Annotated in this window: 22 protein-coding genes; 12 read left to right on the top strand and 10 right to left on the bottom strand. The window is 68.3% G+C overall.

Features of this window, described 5'->3' with window-relative positions; genetic code table 11:
- From RALTA_RS23985 to RALTA_RS23965, 5 genes are all read left to right on the top strand, one after another.
- Complete coding sequence (locus tag RALTA_RS23985; RefSeq protein ID WP_242405274.1) at window positions 1–1,215, top strand: acyl-CoA dehydrogenase family protein; 1,215 nt, start codon at window positions 1–3, stop codon at window positions 1,213–1,215.
- A complete protein-coding gene (locus RALTA_RS23980) occupies window positions 1,212–1,700 on the top strand; it encodes a MaoC family dehydratase (RefSeq protein ID WP_012356543.1) in 489 nt (162 codons plus the stop codon). The genes RALTA_RS23985 and RALTA_RS23980 overlap by 4 nt, the downstream gene beginning before the upstream one ends.
- A complete protein-coding gene (locus RALTA_RS23975; protein WP_012356542.1) occupies window positions 1,697–2,938 on the top strand; it encodes a CaiB/BaiF CoA transferase family protein in 1,242 nt (413 codons plus the stop codon). The genes RALTA_RS23980 and RALTA_RS23975 overlap by 4 nt, the downstream gene beginning before the upstream one ends.
- 56 nt (window positions 2,939–2,994) lie before the next feature.
- Entirely contained in the window at window positions 2,995–3,924 is a 930-nt protein-coding gene (locus RALTA_RS23970; protein ID WP_012356541.1) for an HpcH/HpaI aldolase/citrate lyase family protein, read from the top strand.
- A gap of 94 nt (window positions 3,925–4,018) precedes the next feature.
- Window positions 4,019–5,056, top strand: coding sequence for a Bug family tripartite tricarboxylate transporter substrate binding protein (locus RALTA_RS23965; protein ID WP_050976520.1), 1,038 nt, complete (start codon window positions 4,019–4,021; stop codon window positions 5,054–5,056).
- 129 nt (window positions 5,057–5,185) lie between these two features.
- Here RALTA_RS23965 and RALTA_RS23960 read toward each other — a convergent pair whose 3' ends face one another.
- A complete protein-coding gene (locus tag RALTA_RS23960) occupies window positions 5,186–5,761 on the bottom strand; it encodes a TMEM175 family protein (protein WP_012356539.1) in 576 nt (191 codons plus the stop codon).
- Window positions 5,762–6,160: 399 nt separating this feature from the next.
- On the opposite strand from RALTA_RS23960, the gene RALTA_RS23955 reads away from it, so the two are divergent.
- The 5 genes from RALTA_RS23955 (at window position 6,161) to RALTA_RS23935 (ending at window position 12,549) form a co-directional block, all read left to right on the top strand.
- Window positions 6,161–8,488 carry an FdhF/YdeP family oxidoreductase gene (locus tag RALTA_RS23955; RefSeq protein WP_012356538.1) on the top strand — a complete coding sequence of 776 codons (2,328 nt, stop codon included), beginning with the start codon at window positions 6,161–6,163 and terminating at the stop codon, window positions 8,486–8,488.
- Between the two features lie 230 nt (window positions 8,489–8,718).
- Entirely contained in the window at window positions 8,719–9,564 is an 846-nt protein-coding gene (fdhD, locus tag RALTA_RS23950) for a formate dehydrogenase accessory sulfurtransferase FdhD (protein WP_012356537.1), read from the top strand.
- Window positions 9,558–10,769 carry a molybdopterin molybdotransferase MoeA gene (locus tag RALTA_RS23945; RefSeq protein WP_012356536.1) on the top strand — a complete coding sequence of 404 codons (1,212 nt, stop codon included), beginning with the start codon at window positions 9,558–9,560 and terminating at the stop codon, window positions 10,767–10,769. Before fdhD ends, RALTA_RS23945 begins: the two co-directional genes overlap by 7 nt.
- A gap of 72 nt (window positions 10,770–10,841) precedes the next feature.
- Entirely contained in the window at window positions 10,842–12,287 is a 1,446-nt protein-coding gene (locus RALTA_RS23940; protein ID WP_012356535.1) for an aminotransferase-like domain-containing protein, read from the top strand.
- 1 nt (window position 12,288) lies between these two features.
- The gene (locus tag RALTA_RS23935) at window positions 12,289–12,549 is read left to right on the top strand and encodes a helix-turn-helix domain-containing protein (RefSeq protein WP_012356534.1); all 261 of its coding nucleotides are present in this window, start codon (window positions 12,289–12,291) and stop codon (window positions 12,547–12,549) included.
- A gap of 25 nt (window positions 12,550–12,574) precedes the next feature.
- Here RALTA_RS23935 and moaA read toward each other — a convergent pair whose 3' ends face one another.
- The 9 genes from moaA to RALTA_RS23900 form a co-directional block, all read right to left on the bottom strand.
- A complete protein-coding gene (moaA, locus tag RALTA_RS23930; protein ID WP_041232811.1) occupies window positions 12,575–13,675 on the bottom strand; it encodes a GTP 3',8-cyclase MoaA in 1,101 nt (366 codons plus the stop codon).
- A gap of 126 nt (window positions 13,676–13,801) precedes the next feature.
- Entirely contained in the window at window positions 13,802–14,632 is an 831-nt protein-coding gene (locus RALTA_RS23925; RefSeq protein WP_012356532.1) for an HlyD family efflux transporter periplasmic adaptor subunit, read from the bottom strand.
- Entirely contained in the window at window positions 14,629–14,841 is a 213-nt protein-coding gene (locus RALTA_RS23920) for a DUF1656 domain-containing protein (protein ID WP_012356531.1), read from the bottom strand. The genes RALTA_RS23925 and RALTA_RS23920 overlap by 4 nt, the downstream gene beginning before the upstream one ends.
- Window positions 14,828–16,900 carry an FUSC family protein gene (locus RALTA_RS23915; RefSeq protein WP_050976519.1) on the bottom strand — a complete coding sequence of 691 codons (2,073 nt, stop codon included), beginning with the start codon at window positions 16,898–16,900 and terminating at the stop codon, window positions 14,828–14,830. The genes RALTA_RS23920 and RALTA_RS23915 overlap by 14 nt, the downstream gene beginning before the upstream one ends.
- Before the next feature lie 5 nt (window positions 16,901–16,905).
- Window positions 16,906–17,055, bottom strand: coding sequence for a DUF2474 family protein (locus tag RALTA_RS29230; RefSeq protein WP_012356529.1), 150 nt, complete (start codon window positions 17,053–17,055; stop codon window positions 16,906–16,908).
- Window positions 17,055–18,062, bottom strand: a complete 1,008-nt coding sequence (gene cydB, locus RALTA_RS23910) for a cytochrome d ubiquinol oxidase subunit II (protein WP_041232809.1) — start codon at window positions 18,060–18,062, stop codon at window positions 17,055–17,057. Before cydB ends, RALTA_RS29230 begins: the two co-directional genes overlap by 1 nt.
- Window positions 18,063–18,075: 13 nt before the next feature.
- Complete coding sequence (locus RALTA_RS23905; RefSeq protein ID WP_012356527.1) at window positions 18,076–19,515, bottom strand: cytochrome ubiquinol oxidase subunit I; 1,440 nt, start codon at window positions 19,513–19,515, stop codon at window positions 18,076–18,078.
- Window positions 19,516–19,826: 311 nt separating this feature from the next.
- Window positions 19,827–19,949, bottom strand: coding sequence for an MFS transporter small subunit (locus RALTA_RS30985; protein ID WP_256504671.1), 123 nt, complete (start codon window positions 19,947–19,949; stop codon window positions 19,827–19,829).
- A 35-nt stretch (window positions 19,950–19,984) separates the two neighbouring features.
- The gene (locus RALTA_RS23900; RefSeq protein ID WP_012356526.1) at window positions 19,985–21,412 is read right to left on the bottom strand and encodes an L-lactate MFS transporter; all 1,428 of its coding nucleotides are present in this window, start codon (window positions 21,410–21,412) and stop codon (window positions 19,985–19,987) included.
- 491 nt (window positions 21,413–21,903) lie between these two features.
- Between RALTA_RS23900 and RALTA_RS23895 the strand changes: the two genes are divergently transcribed.
- Both RALTA_RS23895 and RALTA_RS23890 read left to right on the top strand, forming a co-directional pair.
- On the top strand, window positions 21,904–23,295 hold the full coding sequence (locus RALTA_RS23895; RefSeq protein ID WP_081479515.1) for a sigma-54-dependent transcriptional regulator: 1,392 nt from the start codon (window positions 21,904–21,906) through the stop codon (window positions 23,293–23,295).
- Window positions 23,292–25,346 carry a sensor histidine kinase gene (locus RALTA_RS23890; RefSeq protein WP_012356524.1) on the top strand — a complete coding sequence of 685 codons (2,055 nt, stop codon included), beginning with the start codon at window positions 23,292–23,294 and terminating at the stop codon, window positions 25,344–25,346. Before RALTA_RS23895 ends, RALTA_RS23890 begins: the two co-directional genes overlap by 4 nt.
- Window positions 25,347–25,481 lie beyond the last annotated feature (135 nt).

The raw sequence follows: 25,481 nt of genomic DNA, 5'->3' as shown, positions 1-25,481 counted from the left end.
ATGACGGAAGCGCGTTGCATGATCCGCGATGCGGCGCGCGAATTCACCATGAAAGAGGTGCTGCCGGTGGCCAACGCGCTGGACGGCCCGGATGCGGAGATCCCGATGTCGCTGCGCGACAAGATGGCCGAGATGGGCTACTTCGGCATCACCATCCCGGAGGAGTACGGCGGCCTGGGCCTCGGCATCTTCGAGTACTGCCTGATTTGCGAGCAGCTGTCGCGCGGCTGGATGTCGGTGGCGTCGATCGTGGCGCGTGCGCAGGGCGGCTGGATCATGAAGTCGATGCCCGAGGAAATGCGGCGCGAATACCTGCCGCGCGTGGTGCGCGGCGAATTCCTCAATGCCAGCGCGCTGTCCGAGCCGGATACCGGTTCCGACCTGGCCTCGATCTCGTGCCGCGCGGAGCTGGACGGGGATGAATGGGTACTGACCGGCAACAAGTACTGGTGCACCTTCGCCGACGGCGCCGACTACCTGATCGTGTTCGCGCGGACTTCCGCGCCGCCTTCGCCCGACAAGCGCTGGGAAGGCATCTCGTGCTTCATGATCGAGAAGCAGCGCGGCGGCTTTCCGCCCGGCATGACCGGCTCGCCGATCCCCAAGATCGGGTATTTCGGCTGGAAGACCTTCGAGCTGGCGCTCGACGGCGTGCGCGTGCCAAAGCGCAACCTGATGGGCCCGGAGGGCAAGGCCTTCCTGCTGATGGCCAAGGGGCTGGAGGGCGCCCGCGCGCATACCGCGGCGCGTGCGATCGGGCTGGCGCAGGGCGCGCTGGAAGACGCCGTCGCTTATTCGCTGGAGCGCCGCCAGTTCGGCATGCCGATTGCCGAGTACCAGGCGATCCGCTTCAAGATCGCCACCATGGCCACCGAGATCGAGGCCGCGCGCCAGTTGCTCTATTTCGTCTGCAATGAGATCGACAGCGGGCGCCGCTGCGACAAGGAGGCGTCGATGGTGAAGTACTTCGCCTCGGAGATGGCGGAGCGCGTAACCTCGCAGGCGCTGCAGATCTTCGGCGGCGCGGGCTATACCAAGCTGTTCCCGGTCGAGCGCTACTGGCGCGACGCGCGCCTCACCAAGATCTTCGAAGGCACTTCAGAGATCCAGCAACGCATCATCGCCAACAGCCTGCTCGGCAAGTCCGAGGTCGAGGGCATGATCGCCGGTCGCGCTTTCGGCGGGCAGGTCCGGCAGTCGAAGGAGGCCGCATGAAACCCTGCGCACTCACCAGCTCCGACGGGTACTTCGAGCACTTCGAGCCCGGCATGCTGATCCGCCATGCGCGCGGCAAGACGGTGACCGAGATGGACAACGTCATGCTGACCAACATGGTCATGAATACGGCCGAAGGGCACTTCAACGAAGACGCGATGCGGCGTGCCGCCGGCGGCATCTTCGCGCAGCGCGTGGTCTTCGGCGGGATCAACCTGTCGATGGTGCTCGGGCTTGCGGCGCAGGACACCGCCGAGCAATGCCTGCAAGAACTGACGCTGGACAAGATCCGCCTGTCGCATCCGGTGTTCCACGGCGACACGCTCTACGCCTTCACCGAGGTGCTGGGCAAGGAGGACTCCGACCGCGAGGATGCCGGCATCATCCGCTTCCGCCACTACGGCGTAAACCAGGACGACAAACTCTGCGTGCAGGCGGAGCGTACCGCGCTGGTCAAGCGCAAGAGCCATTGGGGCGGGCGATGAGCGCGCATGGCCGCACCAGGGGCGCCCTCGATGGCATGGTGGTGCTCGACCTGACCCAGATGCTGGCCGGCCCCTATTGCTCGATGATGCTCGCCGACCAAGGCGCGCGCGTGATCAAGATCGAGCCGCCCGGCGGCGACCAGACCCGGCGCAACGGCCCGCATCTCGACGGCGCATTGCGGATGGAGTCAGGCGGCTTTGGCGGCTACTTCGGCTCGATCAACCGCAACAAGGAATCGCTGGTGCTGGACCTGAAGCAGCCCGCCGGGCGTGAGACCTTGCTGCGGCTGGTGCGCGGCGCCGACGTGCTGGTCGAGAACTACCGCGCCGGCGTGATGGAACGCTTCGGGCTGGGCTATGAACGGCTCGCAGAGGAGAACCCGAAGCTGGTGTACGCGGCGCTGCGCGGTTTCGGCGACCCGCGCAGCGGCGAGAGCGCCTACGCCGGCTGGCCCGCGTACGATCCCGTCGCGCAGGCCATGGGCGGCATCATGGGGATTACCGGACCGCAGCGCGGCGGCGCACCGACCAAGATCGGCCCGGGCGTCGGCGATATCGTGCCCGCCATGTTCCTGGCCTACGGCATTGCGGCGGCGTGCTGGCATGCGCAGCGCACCGGTCGCGGCCAGTTCGTCGATGTGGCCATGGTCGACGCCGTGCTGGCCGTGTGCGAGCGCATGGTGTTCCAGTACAGCGCCTCGGCGCAGGCGCCGGGACCCGAGGGCAACGGCCATCCGCTGCTGTGCCCGTTCGGGCTGTTCCCGGCCAGCGATGGCTATATCAGCCTGGGTGTGCCGAACGACCGCTTCTGGCGGCTGCTGGTGGAACGGATGGGCCATCCGCCATGGGCCGACGATCCGCGCTTTGCCACCAACGAACTGCGCGTTCGCCACCGCGCCGAGGTGGAGCAGGCGGTCGCCGACTGGACCGTGCGCCACACCAAGCGCGCGCTTGCCGGGATGCTGGGCGGCGAGGTGCCGTTCGGGCCGGTGTTCGATGCCGCCGACATCTTTGACGATCCGCATTTCCGCATCCGCGGGATGCTGGTCGAGGCCGAGCAGCCCGGCGCAGCGCGCGCGCTGACGATTGCCGGCAGTCCGGTACGCATGAGCGCCACACCCGGAGGCGTACGGCATCGGGCGCCCATGACCGGCGAGCATACCGACTGCACCCTGGCCGACCTCGGCTTCGATGCCGGCGAGATCGCGGTGCTGCGCGCGCAGGGCGTGGTGCAGTAGGGGCACGCCGCCATGACTGACAGACAACACTAGTACAACAAGCAGGAGACAACATCATGCAGGAGAAAATCAAGCGGCTACGCCGCTGCCAGCTGTCGGTGCCAGGCTCGAGCGAGAAGATGATGGCCAAGGCCGCGGGCATGGGCGTGGACTTCGTCTTCCTCGACCTGGAAGACGCCGTCGCGCCCAGCGAAAAGCGCCCGGCCCGGCGCAAGATCGTCGATGCGCTCAACGGGCTCGACTGGGGCCGCACCACGCGCTGCGTGCGCATCAACGACCTGACCACCGAGTACGCCTACGAGGACATCATCGAAGTGGTCGAAGGCGCCGGCCGCAACCTCGATGTCATCATGCTGCCGAAGGCCATGTCGGCGGCGGATGTGCAGTTCGTCGACAAGCTGCTGTCGATGATGGAGAAGAAGCTCGGCCTGCGCCACCGTATCGGCATCGACGTGCTGATCGAGGAGGTCGAGGCAATGATGAACGTCGAAGCCATCGCGGCGTCGACGCCGCGGCTGGAATGCCTGATCTTCGGCATGGGCGACTACTCGGCCAGCCAGGGCGTGTCGATGCGCGACATTGGCGGCAGCGGCGGCAGCGGCGGCAGCGGCGGCTATCCGGGCGACATCTGGCACTACCAGCGCCAGCGGCTGACGATTGCCGCGCGCGCCCACCGGCTCGATGCCGTCGATGGCCCGTTCGCCGACTTCCGCAGCCCCGACGCGTTCCGCGAGGAAGCGCGCCGCGCCATGATTCTCGGCATGGTCGGCAAGTGGGCCATCCATCCGTCGCAGGTCGAACTGGCACAGGATGTCTTTTCGCCGGCCGCTGCCGACGTGGCGCGTGCCCGCGACATGATCCGCGCTTATGACGAAGCGCTGTCGCAAGGCCTGGGCGCGGTCCAGTACGAGGGCAAGATGATCGACATCGCCTCGGTCCGCATCGTCAGGAACCTGGTGCAGCGCGCCGACCTGATCGGCATGTAGCGGCATGCCATCCGTGCCGGCCGTGGCGCCTTGCCGCGGCCAGAGTGCCCGCGGCCATCGCGGGCGCGGGCTTGAAGCATTCGGGAGAAGACCCATGCATTCCATACCTGGTCCGGGCAACGACTTGGCCGCGGATACCGTCAACCTGCGCCGGCGCCAACTGCTCGGCGCCGCGGCGGGGGCGGCTGTGCTGCCCTGGCTGATGCCACGCCACGCGCTTGCCAACGACTGGCCCTCGCGTCCCATCCGCATCATCGCGGCGCAGGCGCCGGGCTCGTCCAACGACAGCACTGCGCGCGCGTTCGCCGAGTTCTTCTCCGCCAGGCTCAAGGTGCCGGTAGTGGTTGAAAACAAGCCAGGCGGCATCGGCATGATCGCCGCCGAGGCCGTGGCCCGTGCCAAGCCCGACGGATACACGCTGCTCTGTACGTTGCACAGCCAGCTGGCGCAGGCGCCGGTGCTGCTGAAGAAGCCGCCCATCGACCCGTCGCGCGACCTCACTCCGGTCGCGTCGATCAGTACCGGCGTCGGCGTGATGGTGGCGACCAAGGGGCTGCCCGCCAGCACCTTCAAGGAACTGATCGCGCTGGCGCAGAAGCGGCCGGTCAGCGTCGGCAACTACGGCATCGGCTCGGGCTGGCAACTGATGGTGGCCCAGCTGAAGAAGCTGACCGGGGCCCAGCTCGACATCATCAACTACAAGGGCACGGGGGCGATGATCGGCGACCTCCTTGCCGGGCATATTGATATCGGCGCCGGTTCGCTGCTCGGCATGTCAGGTGGGTTGGCGTCCGGCGGGCTCAAGCCGCTGCTGGTGATTTCCGGGCCGCGCTCTGCCAAGCTGCCCGGGGTACCGACCTGGGCCGATGAAGGCATCTCCGACCCGGTTTTCAGCAATCTGGCGGAATGCAACATGCTGTTGGGACCCGCCGGGCTGCCTGCCGACATCGTCGCCAGCCTGGCGGCGTTGGTACGGCAGTCGGTCACGGAGTCGGAGGCCGTCAGGAATGTGCGCGAGCAGCTTGGCAGCCAGGACACGCCGTTGACCGGCGAAGCGCTGCAACGGTTCATCGGGCGCACCTGGCCGACCTACCAGTCCATGACCCGGACAGTGGGACTCAAGATGGAATGATGGCCAAGGGCGAGGCCGGTGCCGCGGCCCGTGGTCATGCACCGGTTCGCCGGCTGTGCCGCCGGGCGATCCCGCATTTCGTTCGCCCGCAGCGCCCGACTCGCAAGAAGAGTTCCGGGGTGGGGCTTGTCAGTGATCGATGCGCTTCTCCACGCGCGGATCCGGAATGATCCACATGATTGCGACCAGGACATAAATGGCAACCCCGCCCCACGGGATGGCCAACGAAAGCACAATGGCCGCGGCATACAGGACGACCGAGAGCTTCCCCTTGAAATCGCGCCCGATCGCCGCGGACAATGGCGAGTCTTCCCCATGATGCCGGATCAACACATGCGTCAGGATGTAGTAGGCAATCCCGGCCATCATCAAAACCACCCCATACAGCGCCGTCGGCCATGGCGAAAGATGGTTCTCGGCAGTCCATCCGGTCACAAACGGGACCAGCGAAAGCCAGAAAAGCAAGTGAAGGTTGGCCCAGAGGATCGGTCCGTTGACGTCCTCGACGAGGCGGAACAAATGGTGATGATTATTCCAATAGATGCCGACGTAGACGTAGCTCAATACGTAGCTCAGGAACACCGGCAGCACAGGCGCTAACGCATCGAGATCGACGCCGTGCGGGGTCTTCATTTCCAGAACCATGATCGTGATGATGACTGCAATCACGCCGTCACTGAATGCTTCCAGTCGTTGCTTGTCCATGAGAAGTCCTTGTGCGCCAGCGCATGGTCTTTGATCATGGTTGTACACCTTGGGGCATGGTCCTGCGATACCAATTGCTGATGGGCGCGAACCTTGCTGCACTCGGCAGCGGAGTCAGGCAGGGCGCCCGTCGTGGCAGTGCCAGACACCGGCCATCCTATTATGGAGACAAGAGGGCTTCCTTCTTGCGGTGGAGGTAATGTAGAGCGCCCCGTCCGCTTTCGATCTGTTGGTCCCGATCCCGCAACGCAACACTGTACTCCCTGCCTGCCCGCCAATTTGTACACACCGGCCACCCCGCCGGAAATCTACTCTGGTGTCACCGCAACGAACCGGCCGTCCTCGCCCCGCAATGCAGGACGGACCGGACCGCGTCCCCCGTTACAGGACACCACGCCAATGAGCACCCCCAAGCCTGAAACAGGCCACATCGCCCCCTATACCCATCCCGCCGCCGGATGGGGTGCGCTGAAGTACGTTGCCATCAACCTGATCAAGGAGAAGGTGGCCGGCGGCAACTACAAGATGCTGTTCAAGCAGAACCAGGCCGATGGTTTCGACTGCCCCGGCTGTGCCTGGCCGGACCGCCAGCATGCCTCGACCTTCGAGTTCTGCGAGAACGGGGTCAAGGCAGTAGCGGCCGAGTCGACCAGCATGCGTGTGACGCCTGAGTTTCTCGCGCAGCACACGGTGACGTCGCTGATGACGCAGACGGACTACGAGCTGGAGCAGCACGGGCGCCTGACGCACCCGATGGCGTACGATGCGCAGACCGACAAGTACCGGCCGATCGCCTGGGACGAGGCCTTTGCGATGGTCGCGCGCCACCTGCGCGCATTGCCGGATCCGAACCAGGCCGCGTTCTATACCTCGGGCCGCGCCAGCAACGAGGCCGCGTTCCTGTACCAGCTGTTCGTGCGCGCCTATGGCACCAACAACTTCCCCGACTGCTCCAACATGTGCCACGAGGCCACCAGCCGCGGCCTGCCGCAGACCATCGGCGTGGGCAAGGCCACCGTGGTGCTGGATGACTTCGAGCACGCCGACACCATCCTGCTGTTCGGCCACAACGCGGCCACCAACCATCCGCGCATGCTGGGCGAACTGCGCGAATGCGCGCGGCGCGGCGCCACCATCGTGTCGATCAATCCGCTGCGCGAGCGCGGCGTGGAGCGCTTCACCAGCCCGCAGCATCCGGTGGAGATGCTGACCGGGTCCAGCACCAGGATCGCGTCGATGTTCGTGCAACCCCGCCTGGGCGGAGACTTTGCGCTGATCAAGGGCATGGCCAAGCGCCTGGTCGAACTGGACGACGAGGCCGTCCGCCACGGTCGCGAGCGCCTGATCGACGTGGACTTCGTGCGCGAGCACACCGTCGGCTTCAGCGATTTTGTCGATGACCTGCGTGCCGAAAGCTGGGCCGACATCATTGCCGAGTCGGGCGTGCCGCAGGAAGATATCGACGCCTTGACCCAGGTCTATGCCCGCGGAAAGCGCGTGATCGCCTGCTGGGGCATGGGGCTGACGCAACACAAGCATTCGGTGCCGACGGTGCAGATCCTGTCCAACCTGATGATGATGCGCGGCAATATCGGCCGACCGGGTGCCGGGCTGCTGCCGGTGCGCGGGCATTCCAACGTGCAGGGCGACCGCACGGTGGGAATCGAGGAGAAGCCCGAGCCGGAATTCCTCGATCGCCTGCAGGCCGCCTTCGGCTTCGAGCCGCCGCGCCAGCACGGCTATGACGTGGTGCACACCATCTCGGCGATGCTGGCGGGCAAGGTCAAGGTCTTTGTCGGGCTGGGCGGCAACTTCTCCACCGCCACGCCGGATACGCCGCGCACCTACGCGGCGCTGCGCCAGTGCGACCTGACCGTGCACATTGCCACCAAGCTCAACCGCAGCCACCTCGTGCATGGCAAGGAAGCCCTGATCCTGCCGACGCTGGGCCGCACCGAGATCGACCAGCAGGACGGCGTGGCGCAGGGCGTCACGGTCGAGGACTCGGTCTGCATGGTCCATATCTCCTTCGGCATGAACGCGCCGGCATCGCCGCACCTGTTGTCGGAGATCGCCATCGTCGCGCGCATGGCGGCGGCCACCCTGGGCTCGGAGCAGATCGACTGGCTCTGGTATGCACAGGACTACGCCCGTATCCGCGATGCCATCGAGCAGGTGATCGACGGCTTCGACAGCTATAACGAGCGCGTGGCGGTGCCGGGCGGCTTCCACCTGACGCCGCCGGCGTGCCACCGGGTCTGGCATACGCCATCGGGCAAGGCGCAGTTCCTGGTCAACCGCATCGACAAGGACACCCCCATCAGCCGTGCGCGCCAGCAGTATGGCGACCGGCTGATGGTGATGATGACCACGCGCTCGCACGACCAGTACAACACCACGATCTATGGGCTGGACGACCGCTATCGCGGGGTGTTCGGCCTGCGCCGGGTGGTCTTCATCAACCCCGCGGACCGTGAGCGGCTCGGCCTGGAGGCGGGGCAGCACGTCGATATCACCAGCGTCTGGGACGACGGCGTGCAGCGCCATGTCGAGGACTTCGTGCTGGTCGACTACGACATCCCGCAGGGCTGCCTGGGCGCCTACTATCCCGAGACCAATCCGCTGGTGCCGCTGGAGAGCACCGGCGATGGCTGCGGCACGCCGACGTCGAAGTCGGTGCCGGTGCTGCTGACGCCGTCACGGCACCAGCAAACCGCGATGGGCTGATCCGACGGCCGCGCAAGATCACTTGTCTAGCGGCCGACGCCCCTGGTGAACGCTCCCCTCTCCCGCTGCGCGGGAGAGGGGTGGGGGAGAGGGCCGGAGCGTCGACGAAGTACAGCGCGTCGGTATGCCAGTGCCTGCCCTCTCCCCCCGGCCCCTCTCCCGCAAGCGGGCGAGGGGAGAAACCGGCCGCGCGCAAAAGCACTGCATCGATCTTCTTCAAGAGACCCCACATGGAATCCACCCAACTGCTCGAACACACCGGCTTTGAAGCGCGCGGCATCGTGCGGCACAAGCGCAGCACGGCGCAGCGGGCCACCGACAATGTCGCCGAGGAGCTGCCGGTGGCGCTGGTGTACAACGGCATCTCGCACGCCGTGATGATGTGCACGCCGCTGGACCTCGAGGCCTTCGCGGTCGGCTTCTCGCTGACCGAGGGCATCGTTGCGCGCAACGCGGAAATCCACGATCTCGAGGTGCGCATGCATGCGCACGCCGCCGAAGTGCAGATGGAGATCAGCGAACACGCCTTCGCCACCATGCGCGCGCGCCGGCGCGCGCTGGCCGGGCGCACCGGCTGCGGCGTGTGCGGCATCGAAAGCATCGCGCTGCTGGACCTGGAGCCGGCGCGCATGCCGGAGCCGGCCGCCCGGATCGCGCCGTCGCGCGCCATGATCGAGCGCGCCGTCGCCGCGCTGCCGTCGCACCAGCGGCTGATGCAGGCCACCGGCGGCGTCCATGCCGCGGCCTGGTGCGATGCCGGCGGCGAGATCCTCCATGTGTTCGAGGACGTCGGCCGCCACAATGGCCTGGACAAGCTGATCGGCCACCTGGCGATGCAGCGCGTGGACATGGCGGACGGTTTCGTGCTGCTGTCCAGCCGCGCCAGCTATGAACTGGTGCGCAAGGTCGCGCGCATGAACATCCAGATGCTGGCGACGATCTCGGCGCCGACCGCGCTCGCCATCCGCATCGCCGAGCAGGCCGGTGTGCGCCTGCTCAGCTTCTGCCGGCAGGACGGTTATGTCGACTACACCAGCGCGTCAATCGAAGGCGCGTGCGGAGACGCGGCATGCTGAACTTCGACGAGGCCCAGGCCGTCTTCGCGATGTGCGCGCAGCCGGTGCGCGAGACCGAGACCGTGTGGCTGGGCCTGCTGACCGGCCGCGTGCTGGCCCGCGACGTGGCCGCGGTGATCGATACGCCGGCGGCCGACCGCAGCGCCATGGATGGCTATGCGGTGCGCTGCGCGGACTGCCGAGCCGATGCCTGCCTGCCGTTGCAGCAGGTGGTCTATGCCGGCACGCAGCCGCAGCCGCTGCTGCCCGGCCATGCCATCCGCATCTACACGGGCGGCGTGATCCCGCCCGGCGCCGATGCCGTGGTCGCGCTGGAGGATGCCGACGAGACTTACCAGGGTATGGTTTGCGCGCGGGCGCCGCTGCCCGGCCAGCATATCCGCCGCCAGGGCGAGGATGCGCGCCGGGGCGACCTGCTGCTATCGGCCGGCACCCTGCTGCATGCCGGCCATATTGCCGCGCTGGCATCGCAAGGCATGGCCGAGGTTGAAGTCTGCCGTCTGGTCGAGGTGGCGATCCTGACCTCCGGCGACGAGGTCGCCGTGCACGACGAGCCGCGCGATGTGTACCAGGTGCATGACGTCAACGGTCCCATGCTGGAATCAATGGTGCAGGCGATGGGCGCGGTGGTCAGCTGCCACCGCCATGTGCGCGACGACGAGCGCGCGCTGCACGACATGCTGCGCGAGCTGGCCGGCGCCGCCGACCTGGTGCTGGTCACCGGCGGAGCCTCGGTCGGGCAGCGCGACCTGGTGGCGGCGGCGCTGGCTTCCGCCGGTGGCGAGCTGCTTTGCCGCGGCGTCAACATGAAGCCCGGCAAGCCGGTCACGGTGGGGCGCCTGCGCGGCAAGCCCGTGGTGTGCCTGCCGGGCAATCCCGCCGCGGCCTATGCCACCTTCGCGCTGCTGGTGACGCCCTTGCTGCGGCGCCTGCAAGGGCGCGCCGAGCTGTTTCCGCCGGTCGGCCGGGTGCGGGCGGCGCTCGCGGGCACGCGTCCGCACCGCGGCGACGCGTTCTGGCGCGTGGGCGAGATCGGCAATGTCGGGGGACGCGACAGCTTCGTGCAGGTCAATGCACAGCAGGGCGCGGCGTCCGTGTCCGCGCTCGGCCAGGCCTGCGGCTTCGTGCGGGTGGAACCCCAATGCGCCGGATCCCTGCAAAACGTGCCGCTGCCGTACTATGATCTCCACCGTTGGCTCAGCTGAGGGCTGCGGCGCGCGGGCCGCGCCGGCAACGGGCGGGGGCCGCTGGGCACGGCAAGCAAGGGGGAGCGCGGCGTGAAACTCTATGAAAAGCTGGCTGCGGATATCGAGGCCCTGGTGCAACAGGGCGTGCTGCTGCCCGGCGAGCGGATTCCCTCGGTGCGTCAGACCAGCCAGCACCACCGCATGAGCATTACCACCGTGATCCGCGCCTATGTGCTGCTGGAAAGCCGCGGCATCATCGAAAGCCGGCCGCAGTCCGGCTACTTCGTGCGCGCGCGGGCGGGCGAGCCGGTGGCCGCGCTGCGCCCGTCGCGGCCGAGCGCCAGGCCTTCGGCGGTGGACGTCAGCGCGCTGGTGCTGTCGACGCTGCGCTCGATCCGCTCGGACGAGGCCGTGCCGCTGGGTTCGCCCTATCCGGATCCCGCGCTGTTCCCGTGGCAGCGCATCAACCAGTACGCCAACAATATCGCGCGCCGCTATGCCAAGTGGACCATGCTGGACGACCTGCCGCCCGGCAGCCCCGAGCTGATCCGGCAGATCTCGCGCCGCTATCTCGAAAACGGCTACGCCATCGACCCGAACGAGGTCATCGTCACCATTGGGGCGACCGAGGCGATCAACCTGTGCCTGCAGGCGGTGGCCAAACCGGGCGATACCATCGCGGTGGAGTCCCCGACCTACTACGCCATGCTGCACGCCATCGAACGGCTGGGCATGCGCGCCATCGAGGTCGCGACCGATCCCGCCGAGGGCATCGACATCGAAGCGCTGGCGCGGCTGATCGATGAAAAGGGCGTCGCCGCCTGCATGGTGATGCCCAACTTCCAGAACCCGCTGGGTTTCCAGATGCCGGACGAGAGGAAGCGTGCGCTGGTGGCGATGCTGACCGCAAAGGACATACCGGTCATCGAGAACGACGTCTACGGCGAGCTGTATTACGGCGAGGCCCATCCCAGTTCATTGAAGGCCTATGACGAGGCCGGCATCGTGCTGCATTGTTCCTCGTTTTCCAAGACGCTGACCAATGCCTACCGCATCGGCTGGGCGCTGCCGGGGCGCTACCGCGAGGCCGTGGAACGGCTCAAGTTCCTCAATACGCTGACCACGCCGGCGATCCCGCAGCTGGCGATCGCCGAGTTCCTGAAGAACGATGGCTACGACTTCCATCTGCGGCGCGTGCGCAAGGCTTATGCGCAGCAGGCCAGCATCATGGCGGCCACGGTGCGGCGGTTCTTTCCGGACGGCACCACGACCTCGCAACCGGCGGGGGGCTACGTGCTGTGGGTACAGCTGCCCGCGGGCATCGACGCGATGGAGATGTACCACGCCGCGCTGGAGCACCGCATTACCGTGGCGCCGGGGCATATGTTCGCGCCGGGCGCGACCTACCGGCACTGCATCCGGCTGAACTACAGCGGGGAATGGTCGCCCGGCATCGAGTCGGCGGTGCAGACGCTGGGCAAGATCGCGCAGCATCTGCTGGCGCGCAGCCGCGAGCAAAGTGAGGATGAACGCTAGCATGCAAGACGCCGATATCGATCCCGCCATCGTCGCGGTGCTCCAGGTGCTGTGCCAGGCTGGCCGCGACGGCGGGGGCCCGTGGTCGCTGGCCCGGATCGCCAAGCGTTCCGGCCTGCCGATGAGCGTGCTGCGGCGCGTGCTGACGCAGCTGCAGGCGGCCGGACTGGCCGACATGTCGATCGACGAGGCAGGGCGCGGCCATGCGAGCCTGACCCCGGCCGGCGCGGAGCTCGCCGCACAGGTTTTCCCGCAAGCCTGACAGCGTGCCGGCGCCGGGCCGCGGCTCAGCCCCCGACCAGCGACATGCGTACCGTGGGATATTGCCGCTTGCCGCTGGCAAGCTGTTGCGCGCGCAGTTCCGAGTAGCGGTCGCCGCGGGCCTGCCATGCCTGCCGGATCGCCAGCGCCAGGTCTTGCTGCGGGCGCGCGGCGTCCAGGTGCTGGCGCAGGTCGACCGAACGGGTGGCAAACAGGCACAGGTGCAGCCGGCCATCGACCGACACGCGGGCGCGGGTGCAGTCGCCGCAGAACGGCTGCGATACGCTGGAGATAAAGCCTAGCTTCAGGCTGCCGTCGGCCAGCAGGAAATTGCTGGCGGTCTCGCCGGCGCGCCGGGCGAGCGGCAGCAGCGCATGCGCGCGCTCGATCCTGCCGCGCAATTCCTCCGACGGCACCACGCGCGCTTGCGACCAGCCGCTGGGGCCTTCCACGTCCATATACTCGATAAAGCGCAGCGTGACGCCGCTGCCGCGGAAGTGTTCGACCAGCGGCAGCACCTGGCCGTCATTGGTGCCGCGCTCGACCACGCAGTTGACCTTGACCGGGGCCAGGCCGGCGGCGCGGGCCGCCTCGATACCCTCCAGCACGCGGCCGACCGGAACGTCCACATCGTTCATGGCGCGGAAGATGCCGTCGTCCAGGCTGTCGAGACTGACCGTGACCCGGCCCAGCCCGGCGTCGCGCAGGGCGCGGGCCTTGCGCGCCAGCAGGCTGCCGTTGGTGGTCATCGCCACGGCCACCGGCTTGCCCTCCCGCGTGCGCATCGCGGCAATCCGTTCGACCAGGGTCTCGATGCCCTTGCGCAGCAGCGGCTCGCCACCGGTCAGGCGCACCTTCTCGACCCCCAGGCCGACAAAGGCGCGCACAATGCGCAGCAGTTCGTCGTCGGAGAGGCGTTGCGCTGGCGTGAGGAAGGGATAGTCGCGCCCGAAGCGTGACTTGGGCATGCAGTAGGTGCAGCGGAAATTGCACTGATCGATCACCGACAGGCGCAGGTCGCGCAGCGGACGCCCGAGCTGGTCCAGCAGCGCTGGCGTGCTGGGGCCGGGCGCGGCGGCGGGATGGCCGGACGTGGCCGGCAAGGCTTGCACAGGCGCTGCTTGCATGGGCGTTGCTTGCATGGGGAGTCTCCGTGGGCGTATGCCGTCCATCGTAGGCGCCGGCGGCCGCGCCGCAGGCGTACAAAGCGGCTGGCGCGCAAGCAGAACAGTTGGCGCCCGGGCGCGACGGCGTCAGGGATGCGGCTCGCGGATGCGCACCGTGGCGGTCTGGCCGGCGATCAGCCGGACCCCGTCCGGGACCGGATCGAGCGCGATGCGCACCGGAATGCGTTGCGCCAGCCGCACCCAGTTGAAAGTCGGGTTAACGCTCGGCAGCAGGTTCGGTCCGAGCGCACGGTCCTGGTCCTCGATGCCGGGCGCGATGCTCTGCACATGTCCGTGCAGGGGCGCTGGCTGGCCCATGACATGCACTTCGGCGGCGCTGCCGATCCGGATAGCGGGCAGCTTGGTCTCCTCGAAATAGCCCTCGACGTATTGCGAGCCGCTTGCCACCACCGACAGGGCCGGCTTGCCGCGGGTGGCGAAGTCGCCGGCGCGCGGCAGGCGGTCGCTGACCTGGCCGTCGACCGGGCTGGTGACGCGGCAGCGCGCCAGGTCCAGCGCGGCGACGTCGACGGCGGCCTGGGCCTGGTCGAGGCGCGCCTGTGCGGCAGATACGGCAGCGGCGGCGTCCGCATTGGGGAGCCGCCGCGTCAGCGCCAGTGCCGCGCGTGCCGACGCGGCCTCGGCCTGCGCCTGCTTCAGGCGCAGGCGGAAGCGCTCCGGATCCACCTCGAAGAGCACCTGGCCGCGTTGCACCCGTGCGTTGTCGCCGATCAGCACGGCCGTGACCGGACCCGAGACATCGGGCGCGACCTGGATCACCGCGGCGCGCACGTGGCCGTCGCGAGTCCATGGCGCCGCGGTGTAGTACTGCCACAGGTGCCAGGCGGTCAGCGCCGCGGCGGCCACCGCGGCCAGGGTCACCGCAACCGGGACGAGCAGCGAGAGCTTTCGAATCATGATGGGGCCTGCCAGACGAGCGCGACGATGGCGCCCAATACGAGGATGTACAGCGAGAGGTTGAACAAGGACCGGTGCCATACGATGCGGTAGAAGCCGACCCGGACCAGCGCGGCACGCAGTGCGGCGGTGACCGCGAACGCGACCAGCATCCACACCACGGTGGCGGGCACGAACACGCCATACAGGTCGAATTCAGTGGCGTGCATGGCGTCCGTCCTGGTCATGGGGATAGAGGGCAAGGCGCAGCGTGGCCAGCGCCGCCAGGGCGGCACGCGGGCTGCCATGTGCGGGGGTGGCCAGCGCCGCGAATGCCGCGTCGATCTGCGCAGCCAGCGCCGGCGCCGGCGGGATGGCATGGCCGGCACGCGCGCAGCGGCGGTAGTGCCGTGCGACCCCGGCAAGCACGCGGGCAACTGCACGGTCCGTGGCGCGCCGCAGCGCCAGCACGGCAACTTCGACCAGGAAGTCGGCCAGCGCATTGGCCGCCTGTTCATGGCTGGCATGGTTGCGGCGCGTCAGCGGCGGCCACTGGCGCAGCAGGCGGTCCAGCAGGCGGCCGCGCAGCCGCGCGCTGTTGACCGGCGCGCGCGGATGGGCGGCCAGCGCGATCTCGTTCCAGTTGGCGCGCGCCAGCCGGTATGCCACCAGCTGCTGGCCGAACGGCTGCATCAGCACCGCCCACAGCGCGGCGAATACCAGTGCCGCCAGGCTCGCCAGGCTGCCATTGAAAATGCCGGCAAAACTCGCCGTCCCCAGGTTCTGCGGCCCTGGGAACGACGCCGCGGTCACGGCCAGCAGCACGCCGAACAACGCGAAGCGCGGCTGCGTGGTCATCGCGCCGATCACCAGGTAAGGCCCGAACAGCAGCGCGGCGAGCGAGCCGAAGTCATGGGCCAGCTGCAGCACCACGAACTGGTAGTACCAGGACAGCAGCGCGCAGGCCACGCTCCACGCGATCACGCGGCCGGCCACCAGCCGCGGCTCGGGCGTGCAGGCGATGAAGCAGCTGGCCAGCGCCGCCAGGCCGACCGGCACGGCGCCGTCGACCCAGCCGGATGCCATCCACAGCAGGCCGGCCACCAGCGTCGCCGAGCCCGCCGTGGCGGCGCGGAACAATAGCTGCGCGTGGTCATGGTGCCGCGCCTGGCCGGCCGGCTCCACGCGGTAACGCAGCGCCGCGGGGTCGCTGCCGCCCTGGCGCAGGCTGGCCTGCAGCAGGCGGCAGTCCTGCCAGAGGTCGCCCAGTTCATCGAGGTAGACGCAGGCCGCCGCAACCAGCCGCGCGTGCCAGTCGGCGGGCGCGGCCGGTGCCCGGCCCGCCGGGTACCACGACGGCGGCGGGCGCGACGAGCCGGCCGCACCGGCGATCCAGGCCAGCGTGGCGCGCAGGCGCTGCGCGACGTGCTCAGGCATGCCGGCCCGATGCCGGCGCAGCGCGTCCGCGGTGTCGGCCAGTGCCAGCACCAGCGGCAGCAGCGCGGTCATGCGCTGGTGCAGCGCGCGTGCGCGCCGCAGCGTGTGCGCGTTGCCGGATTCATAGGCGAGCTGCGCCATCTGGGTTTCCAGCGCGAGGATATCGGCGGCGAGCGTGCTGAAGCTGTCGTGGCGTTGCCCCGCGCTGGCGCCGCCGGCCAGCATGTCGGTGGTCCAGCGCGAGGCGTGGTCCATCCATGCTGCCGCGCGTGCGGCCAGCGCCGGCGCGGTGCGCGACGGGAACACCACCGCGCTGACCACGCTGGCGCAGACGATGCCGATCACGATCTCCTCGATGCGCGTCAGCGCGATGTCGAACACCGTGCCGGGGTGGGTCACGGTCGGCAGCGCCACGATCGGCAGCGTATAGGCGGCCAGCAGGCAGATGTAGTTGCGCGGTGCCGGCTCCAGCAAGGACAGGTAGAGCAGGGTGCCGGTCCAGCAGGCGATCGCCGCCATCAGCAGCATGGGCTGGTCGACCAGCCAGGGCACCAGCGCCACCGCGCCGATGGCCCCCAGCAGCGTGCCGATGACGCGGTAGGCGCCCTTGGCATGCGTCGCCCCGGCGAGCGGGCTGGATACCAGGTAGACCGTCGCCATGGCCCAGTAGGGCCGCGGCAGGCCCAGCGCCAGCGCCGTGCCGAGCGCCAGCATCGCCGCGCCGAACACCTTGAGCGAGTGCAGCCACGGCGCAAGGTCGGGGGCGCCCGCCCACGCCGCGCCGAGCGCGCCGGCCATCCCGGCAGGGCGTGGCCGTGGCGTGGCGGGAGAGAGCGGGCGGGAAGCGGACATGGGCGTCAGTGCGCGAGGCCCGCGGCGCGCATCAGCAGCTTCATCAGGCTGGCGCAGGCGAACACCGTGCCGACTCCGGCCAGCCACAGCGCCAGCAGCCAGCCGAGGCGGGCCGCCAGCGGTGCGCTCGCCTTCTTGTGCGCAGTCCTGGCCATCAGTGGTACCCCTCGCCGCGGCGGACCTTGCCGCGGAACACGTAGTACGACCACGAGGTGTAGGCCAGGATGATCGGCACGATGAAGAGCGTGCCGACCAGCGCGAAGCCCTGGCTTTGCGGCGGCGACGAGGCGTCGAAGATCGAGACCGACGGCGGGATGATGTTGGGCCAGATGCTGATGGCCAGCCCGGTATAGCCCATGAAGACCATCAGCAGCGCATACAGGAACGGCGACACATTGGGCTGCCGGCGCAGCGACCGGTAGATGCCCCAGGCCGAACCCAGCACCAGCAGCGGCACCGGCAGGAAGAACACCAGGTTGGGCAGCGCAAACCAGCGCTGCGCGATCTCCGGGTGGGTCAGCGGCGTCCAGATGCTGACCGCACCCACCATCGCCAGCATCACGCCGGTCAGTACGTTGGTCACGCGCAGCATGGTCCACTGCAGCCGGCCCTCGGTCTTCATGATGAGCCAGGTGACACCGAGGAATGCGTACGTGATCACCACGCCGACGCCGCAGAACAGCGGGAACGGCGCCAGCCAGTCGAGCGCGCCGCCGCTGAAGGTGGCGCCGTCCATGGCGATGCCGTCGATATAGGCCCCCAGCGTCACGCCCTGGAAGAAGGCGGCGACCACCGAGCCCCAGGTGAATGCGGCGTCCCAGTACGGGCGGCTGCGGTCGCTGGCCTTGAAGCGGAATTCGAACGCGACGCCGCGGAAAATGAGCCCCAGCAGCATGAACACCAGCGGCAGGTAGAAGGCGCTGAGCAGCACCGAATACGCCAGCGGGAAGGCGCCCAGCAGCGCGGCGCCGCCCAGCACCAGCCAGGTTTCATTGCCGTCCCACACCGGCGCGACGGTATTCATCATCACGTCGCGGTCATGGCGGTCGCCGACGAAGGGAAAGAGGATGCCGATGCCGAGGTCGAATCCGTCCATGATGACGTACATCATCACGCCGAAGAAGATCAGGGCGGCCCAGATAACGGGAAGGTTGATACCCATGTCGATCACCTGTTCAAGACTCGCGGCGGCCGTGCGGGGCCATCGCGTTGGGTGTGGAAGCCGCGGCCATGGCGGCGGGAACGACGCTGCCAGGACCGTAGGACGGCGCGTCGTGCGAATGCGCGTCAGGCGCGGGGCCGGCGCTGGCCAGCTTCAGCATGTAGCGGATGCCCACGCCAAAGCAGACGAAATAGACCACCACGAACAGCGCCAGCGACAGCGCCACCGGGCCCGCCTGATGCGCGGAGACGGCATCGTGGGTGCGCATCAGTCCATAGACCACCCACGGCTGGCGACCGATCTCGGTGGTCATCCAGCCGGCCAGCAGCGCGATCAGGCCGGCGGGCCCCATCGCCACCGCCAGCCGCAGGAACGCCCGCGAGCGGTACACGGCGCCGTTGCGGCGCAGGATCCAGCCGAGCAGGCCGAACAGGATCATCGCCACGCCCAGGCCCACCATGGCGCGGAAGGTGAAGAACACCACGGTGGCGTTGGGACGGTCCTCCTTCGGGAAGTCCTTGAGCCCGCGAATCTGGCCGTCCAGGCTGTGCGTCAGGATCAGGCTGCCCAGGCGCGGGATCTCGATGGCGTAGCGGGTTTCCTCGCGTTCCATGTCGGGAATGCCAAAGACGATCAGCGGGAAGCCGCCTTTGTCGCCGCTGGGGGCGGTATTCCAGTGGCCTTCCATCGCCGCGATCTTGGCGGGCTGGTGCGCCAGCGTGTTGAGCCCATGCGCGTCGCCTACCACCGCTTGCAGCGGCGCGGCCACCAGCACCATCCACAGCGCCATCGACAGCATCTTGCGCGCGGCGGGCACGGCGCGGCCATGCAACAGCTGCCAGGCCGACGCCGCCGCGACGAACAGCGCCGTGGACAGCAGCGCCGCGATGACCATGTGTGCCAGGCGATAGGGGAACGACGGATTGAAGATCACCTCGAGCCAGTCGGTCGGCACCACCTTGCCGGCGACGACGACGTAGCCGGCCGGCGTATGCATCCAGCTGTTGGAGGCCAGGATCCAGGTCGACGAGATCAGCGTGCCCAGCGCCACCATCACCGTCGCGAAGAAGTGCAGCCCCGGCCCGACGCGGTTCCAGCCAAACAGCATCACGCCGAGGAAGCCGGCTTCCAGGAAGAACGCCGTCAGCACTTCGTAGGTCAGCAGCGGGCCGGTGATGCTGCCGGCGAACTGCGAGAAGCCGGACCAGTTGGTGCCGAACTCATAGGCCATGACCAGGCCGGAAACGACCCCCATGCCGAAGTTCAGCGCGAAGATCTTGATCCAGAACTGGTACAGGGTGCGGTACGCCGGGTCTTTGGTGTAGAGCCAGCGCCCTTCCAGGAAGGCCAGGAAACACGCCAGCCCGATGGTGATGGCGGGAAACAGGATATGAAAGGAAACCGTGAATCCGAACTGGATCCGGGCGAGGTCCAGCGCTGTGAGTCCGTGCATCGTTGTGATCTCCGTGGGGTTGCCGCCGGCACGACGGCATGTCGCGCGACACTACGGACAAGGGTAGGGAATACGGCGGGGCTGGCAGGGATACAGTTTTTGCGGATGTGGGCAAGCTCAGTTGTTCAGGCTGTCCCTGATGCCTCTCGACGCCCCGATTGTTTGCTCCCCTCTCCCGCTTGCGGGAGAGGGGCGGGGGAGAGGGCCGGCGCTGGCGATAGCGAGGGCATTCACTTCGTGGCAGCGCTTGCCCTCTCCCCAACCCTCTCCCAGAGGGAGGGGGAGTACCCAATCGGCAATGGCAAATGCGCTCAACTGAACAGCGCCAGCGCCTTGCCCAGGGTGGACCATATGCCGGTGCCGAGCGGAATCAATACGTAGGCCCAGAACGCAAACAGCAGCAGCGTCTTGCCGAAGGTGCGATCGTCTTGCATGGCGAATCTCCGTGCGATGGATGATGGAACGCCGCTCAAACCGCGCCGGCAGCTTCGCGCAGATGATGCCGCGCATGCACCGGCCGCATCAGCAGGTTGCACGCGAAGCCAACCACCAGCAGGCCCGCCATGATGTGCAGGGTATCGACATAGACTTCCGACCTCGGCACCCCGAGCGCGAGCTTGTACTCGCGGATGTAGTTGACCAGCGCCGGCCCGGCGATGCCCGCGGCGGCCCAGGCGGTCAGCAGGCGGCCATGGATGCCGCCGACGTAGGCGGTGCCGAACATGTCCGCCAGGTAGGCGGGAATGGTGCTGAAACCGCCGCCATACATGGTCAGGATCAGGAAGTAGCAGGCCACGAACAGGGCCACGTTGCCGGATGCGCCCACCGCCGGCACCGCCATGTAGAGCGCCGCGCCGAAGGCGAAGAAGATGGCGTAGGTGAGCTTGCGGCCGAAGTAGTCGCTGGCGGAGCTCCACAGGAAGCGCCCGGTCATGTTGCCAATGCTGAGCAGGCCGACAAAGCCCGCCGCGGCCGCGGCGGTGATGGTGCCCTTGAAGGTCTCCTGGATCATCACCGCGGCCTGGCCCAGCACGCCGATGCCGGCCGTGATGTTGAGGAACAGGATCAGCCACAGCAGGTAGAACTGCGGCGTCTTCAGGGCCTGGTCGATATGCACGTTGGCGTGCGTCACCATCTTGCTCGGCCTGGCAGGAGGGACGTAGCCCGGCGGGCTCCATCCCGGGGCCGGGATGCGAATCGCGAGCGCGCCGATCGACATCGAGATGAAGTAGATCACGCCCATCACCAGGAAGGTCTCCGCCACCCCGGCGCTGGTGGCGCTCTTGAAATGGTTCATCAGCGCCACCGACAGCGGCGCGCCGATCATCGCGCCGCCGCCGAAGCCCATGATCGCCATTCCCGTGGCCATGCCGCGCCTATCCGGGAACCAGCGGATCAGCGTCGACACCGGCGAGACGTAGCCCAGGCCCAGGCCGATGCCGCCCAGTACGCCGTAGCCCAGGTAGAGCAGCCAGATCTGGTGCAGCCAGATGCCGAGCGCCGAGACCACGAAGCCGCCGCCGAAACAGCAGGCCGCGGTGAACATGGTGCGCCGGGGGCCGACCTTCTCCAGCCACTTGCCGGCAAATGCGGCCGAGATGCCGAGGAAGAAGATCGCCAGCGAGAACACCCAGCCCAGCGTGGTCAGCTGCCAGTCGCCGGGCGCGGATTGCGTAACGCCGAGGATGCGGGTCAGCGGCTCGTTGAACACCGAGAAGGCGTAGGCCTGGCCGATGCACAGGTGCACCGCCAGCGCGGCCGGGGGCACCATCCAGCGGTTGAAGCCGGGCCGGGCGATGATGGCCTCCTTGGAAAAGCGCGAGGGGCGCGCGCTGCTCGTGTTGGTGGGGATGCGCGGGGTGGGCGAGGGCGTCTGCGCTTGCGCGGGATATGGCATGAAGTTGTCTCCTACCTGGAAGTGGCAGCCTCTTGTTGCGCGGGGCGCGGCGGGCTGGAGCGCGTCGTCCAGCAAGAGCTGTGCCCAAGGCGCAAGTCCTTTGCCGTCAACGAATCACGCCGCGAGGCCCGCGCGCGGGGCGGATGCGATGGACAAAATGTCCGGGCGCCGGCCCCTTGCCCGCGCCAAAATGTCCATCCGCTGCCGGGTGGCCGGGGTCGGGCTCGGTTTAACTCCCAATACAGCTGGCCGGCCGACTGTCGCTAGACTCTCTCCCTACCCGGAAACGTTAGTACCACCGAAACATCAAACGCCACCGTCATTCCCGCGAAGGCGGGAATCCAGCGTCTTTGAAGTCCCCCTAAGGGGACCAAAGTCACTGGGTCCCCGCCTTCGCGGGGACGACAACCACCGGTGACTGGAAATCAAGCTGGCACGGGCGAACGTGCATGGCTCTCTCCCGGCCTCTCCGCCCCGCAAAAACCAAAGTGATGAGCGAACGACAAAGCAACGCGGCCGATACCGACAACTGGCAGCGCCGCACCGTCCTGGTGGTGGATGACGAAGCCGGCATGCGTTCGTTCCTGTCGCGCGCGCTGGAGGGCAAGGTCGATGCCGTGCTGACCGCCGACAGCGCCGAAGCCGGCGCGGCGGTGCTGGAGCAGCGCCATGTCGACCTGATCCTGCTCGACGTGGCGCTGCCGGGCGCCAGCGGCGTGGAATGGCTCAAGGCGCTGCGCGCCGCCGGCAACCCCGCCGACGTGATCCTGATGACCGCCTTCGCCGACATGGAGACGGCCATCGAGGCGTTGCGCTCGGGCGCGGCGGACTTCATCGTCAAGCCGTTCCGCGTTGACCAGATGCTCAACGCGATCCGGCGCTGCTTCGATCGTGCGCGCCTGGCGCGCGAGAATTACCTGCTGCGCCGCGAGCTGGACCAGTACACCATCCACAAGCATGTGGTCGGCAACTCCGAGGCCATGCGCAAGGTGATGGCGCTGGTCGCGCGCGTCGCGCCGATGCCGTCGACGGTGCTGGTCACGGGCGAGTCCGGCACCGGCAAGGAAGTGGTGGCGCGCGAGCTGCACCGCCTGAGCGGACGGCAGGGCCAGTTCGTGCCGCTGAACTGCGGCGCGATGGCGCCGGAGCTGATCGAAAGCGAGCTGTTCGGCCACGCCCGCGGCGCCTTCACCGGCGCCGCCGGTGCGCGCCATGGCCTGTTCCTCTATGCGGACGGCGGCACGCTGTTCCTGGACGAGATCTCCGAATTGCCGCTGCCGATGCAGGCCAAGCTGCTGCGGGTGATCGAAGACCGGCGCATCCGCCCGCTCGGCACCGAGCGCGAGATGGTGGTGGATGTGCGCATCGTCGCGGCCTGCAACCGCAACCTGGCCCAGGAGGTGGCGGCCGGGCGCTTCCGCCAGGACCTGTATTACCGGCTCGACGTGGTTTCGATCGCAATCCCGCCGCTGCGCACGCGGCCGGAAGACATCGTGCCGCTGGCCGGGCATTTCTCCGAGCAGCTGTCCGCGCAGCTGGGGCTGCCCGTGGTGCCGCTGTCGCCCTCGCTGGTGCGCCTGCTCCAGGCCTATGACTGGCCGGGCAATGCGCGCGAGCTGCGCAACCTGGTGGAGCGGGCGCTGATCCTGGGCGAGTACCCGGTCGAGCTGCTGGCGCAGGGCGAACCCGGGCCAGCCACGCACGCGGCAGCCGATGACCATGCGCCGGCAGACGACGCCGTGCTGCTGGAATCGGTGGAGCGCCGGCACATCCTGCAGGTGCTGGCGTCCGAAGGCGGCAACCGCGCCGAAGCCGCGCGCCGGCTCGGCATTTCGCGGCGCACGCTGGACCGCAAGTGCCTGCAGTGGGGGCTGCGTCCTTGACCAGGCGAGACCCGCGCGGCCGGGCGCTGCTGCGCCGCTATCGCGCGTCGCTGCGCGCCAAGCTGGTGTCGATCGTGATCGCGCCCTTGCTGGTGGCTCTGGTCGCGTTGCTGCTGCTGATGGCGCTGTGGGGCAACCGCACCTTCCAGGCCTTGCTGGCCTACAAGGTCAACAGCGACCTGCTGGTCGCCCACGAGTATTTCGAGCACATGGTCGGCGGCGTGAAGGACCGGGTGCTGCAGGAGGCCAGGTCGCACGCGCTGGTGGACGGGCTTGGCCGCGGCAGCGCCATGCCCGGCATCCTGGCGGAGGCGCGGCGCACGCACGGCCTCGATTTCCTGCAATTGCTCGATCCCAAAGGGCGGCTGCTTGCCGCTGCCCCGGCTGGTGCGGCAGAGACGGACGCTGCCGCCTGGCGCGTGGTGCAAAACGCCGCGACTGGCCGCGCCGATGCCGCCACCGACGCCTGGTCCGCTGCGCAGCTGGCCGCCGTCTCCGCCGACCTTGCCCGGCGCGCCCCGGTGACGCTGCGCGCCACCGCCAATGCGGCGCCGACCGAGCGCACCGTCGAAACGCGTGGCATGGTGGTGCACGCGGCGGCGCCGGTGTTCGATGCCACGGGCAAGCTGGTGGCCGTCCTGCACGGCGGCACGCTGCTCAACCACAACCTTGGCTTCATCGACACCATCAACGCGCTGGTCTACCAGCCCGAATCCCTGCCGCGCGGCAGCCAGGGCACGGCGACGCTGTTCCTGGACGACACCCGCATTGCCACCAACGTGCGGCTGTTCCATGGCGAGCGCGCCCTGGGCACGCGCGTCTCGCGCGAGGTGCGCGACCAGGTGCTGCTGCGCGGCGAAAAATGGCTGGACCTGGCCTTCGTCGTCAACGACCGCTACATGAGCGCCTACGAGCCCATCGTCGACAGCCGGGGCCAGCGCATCGGCATGCTCTACGTCGGCTACCTGGCCAGGCCCATCAGCCAGGCCAAAAACCTGGCGCTGGGCGTGCTGGTCGGCCTGTTCCTGCTGCTGGCCGTGGCGGGCGCGCTGTTCTCGCTGCTGTGGGCCAGGCGCGTGTTCATGCCGATGACGCGCATGGTCGGTACCATGCGCGCGCTCAAGGCCGGCAACGACCATGCGCGCGTCGGCCCGGTGCGCAGCGAGGATGAACTGGGCCAGCTGGCGCGCCAGTTCGACCAGCTGTTGTCGGACCTGCAGCAGCGCAATGCCGAACTCAGGGACTGGGGCGACTCGCTCGACCGCAAGGTCGCCGAGCGGACCCGCGAACTGGAGGACGCGAACGCGGTGCTGCGCGCCACGCGGCAGCAACTGATTACCTCGGAAAAACTTGCGCTGGCCGGGCAGCTGACCGCGGGCGTGGCCCATGAGATCAACAACCCGATCGCGGTGATCCAGGGCAACCTGGACGTGGCCCGCGATATCCTCGGCCCGGCGGCGGATCCGGTCCGGCATGAACTGCGGCTGATCGACGAGCAGGTGCGGCGCATCTACCTGCTGACCAACCGGCTGCTGCAGTTTGTCCGGCCCGAGGCATACGCCGGCAATACCGAGCGCCTGGACGTCGGCGAGGTCGCGGGCGGCTGCGTCGACCTGGTCCGGCATATGCTGAAGGACGCGGCCATCCGGGTCGAACTGGCCTTCACGGCGACACGCCGGGTGCGTATCAGCCGCAGCGAACTGCAGCAGGTCATCGTCAACCTGCTGACCAATGCCATCCATGCCATGCCGGACGGCGGCACCCTGACGCTGGCCACGCAAGACTGGGACGCGCACGGCGTGACACTGCATGTGCGCGACACTGGCCGCGGTATCCGCGCGGAAGACCTGCCCAACCTGTTCAATCCGTTTTTCACCACCAAGAAGCAGATGGGGACCGGGCTTGGCCTGTCCATCAGCTACGCGCTGGTCGAGCGCTATGGCGGCCGCATTACCGTGGAAAGCACGGTCGGGCAGGGCGCGGAATTTATCGTCTGGCTGCGCGAAGACGGTTCCGCGGCAGGGGCGGAGCCGGATAACCGGGTCTCATGACGCCGCAGCCTCGGGGCTCAACGCCTCTGCCCCCTACCCATCCCGGCCTGGACGCGGTCGAGCAACTCCAGGGCTTCTGCCGGTATGCCAATGAAAATGGTTTCGTGCCTCGGATGGGATTTCTCTTGCATTGCG

Origin of the sequence: Cupriavidus taiwanensis LMG 19424, assembly GCF_000069785.1 — a bacterium.
Classification (GTDB): domain Bacteria; phylum Pseudomonadota; class Gammaproteobacteria; order Burkholderiales; family Burkholderiaceae; genus Cupriavidus; species Cupriavidus taiwanensis.
This window is presented reverse-complemented; position numbering and strand designations above follow the sequence as displayed.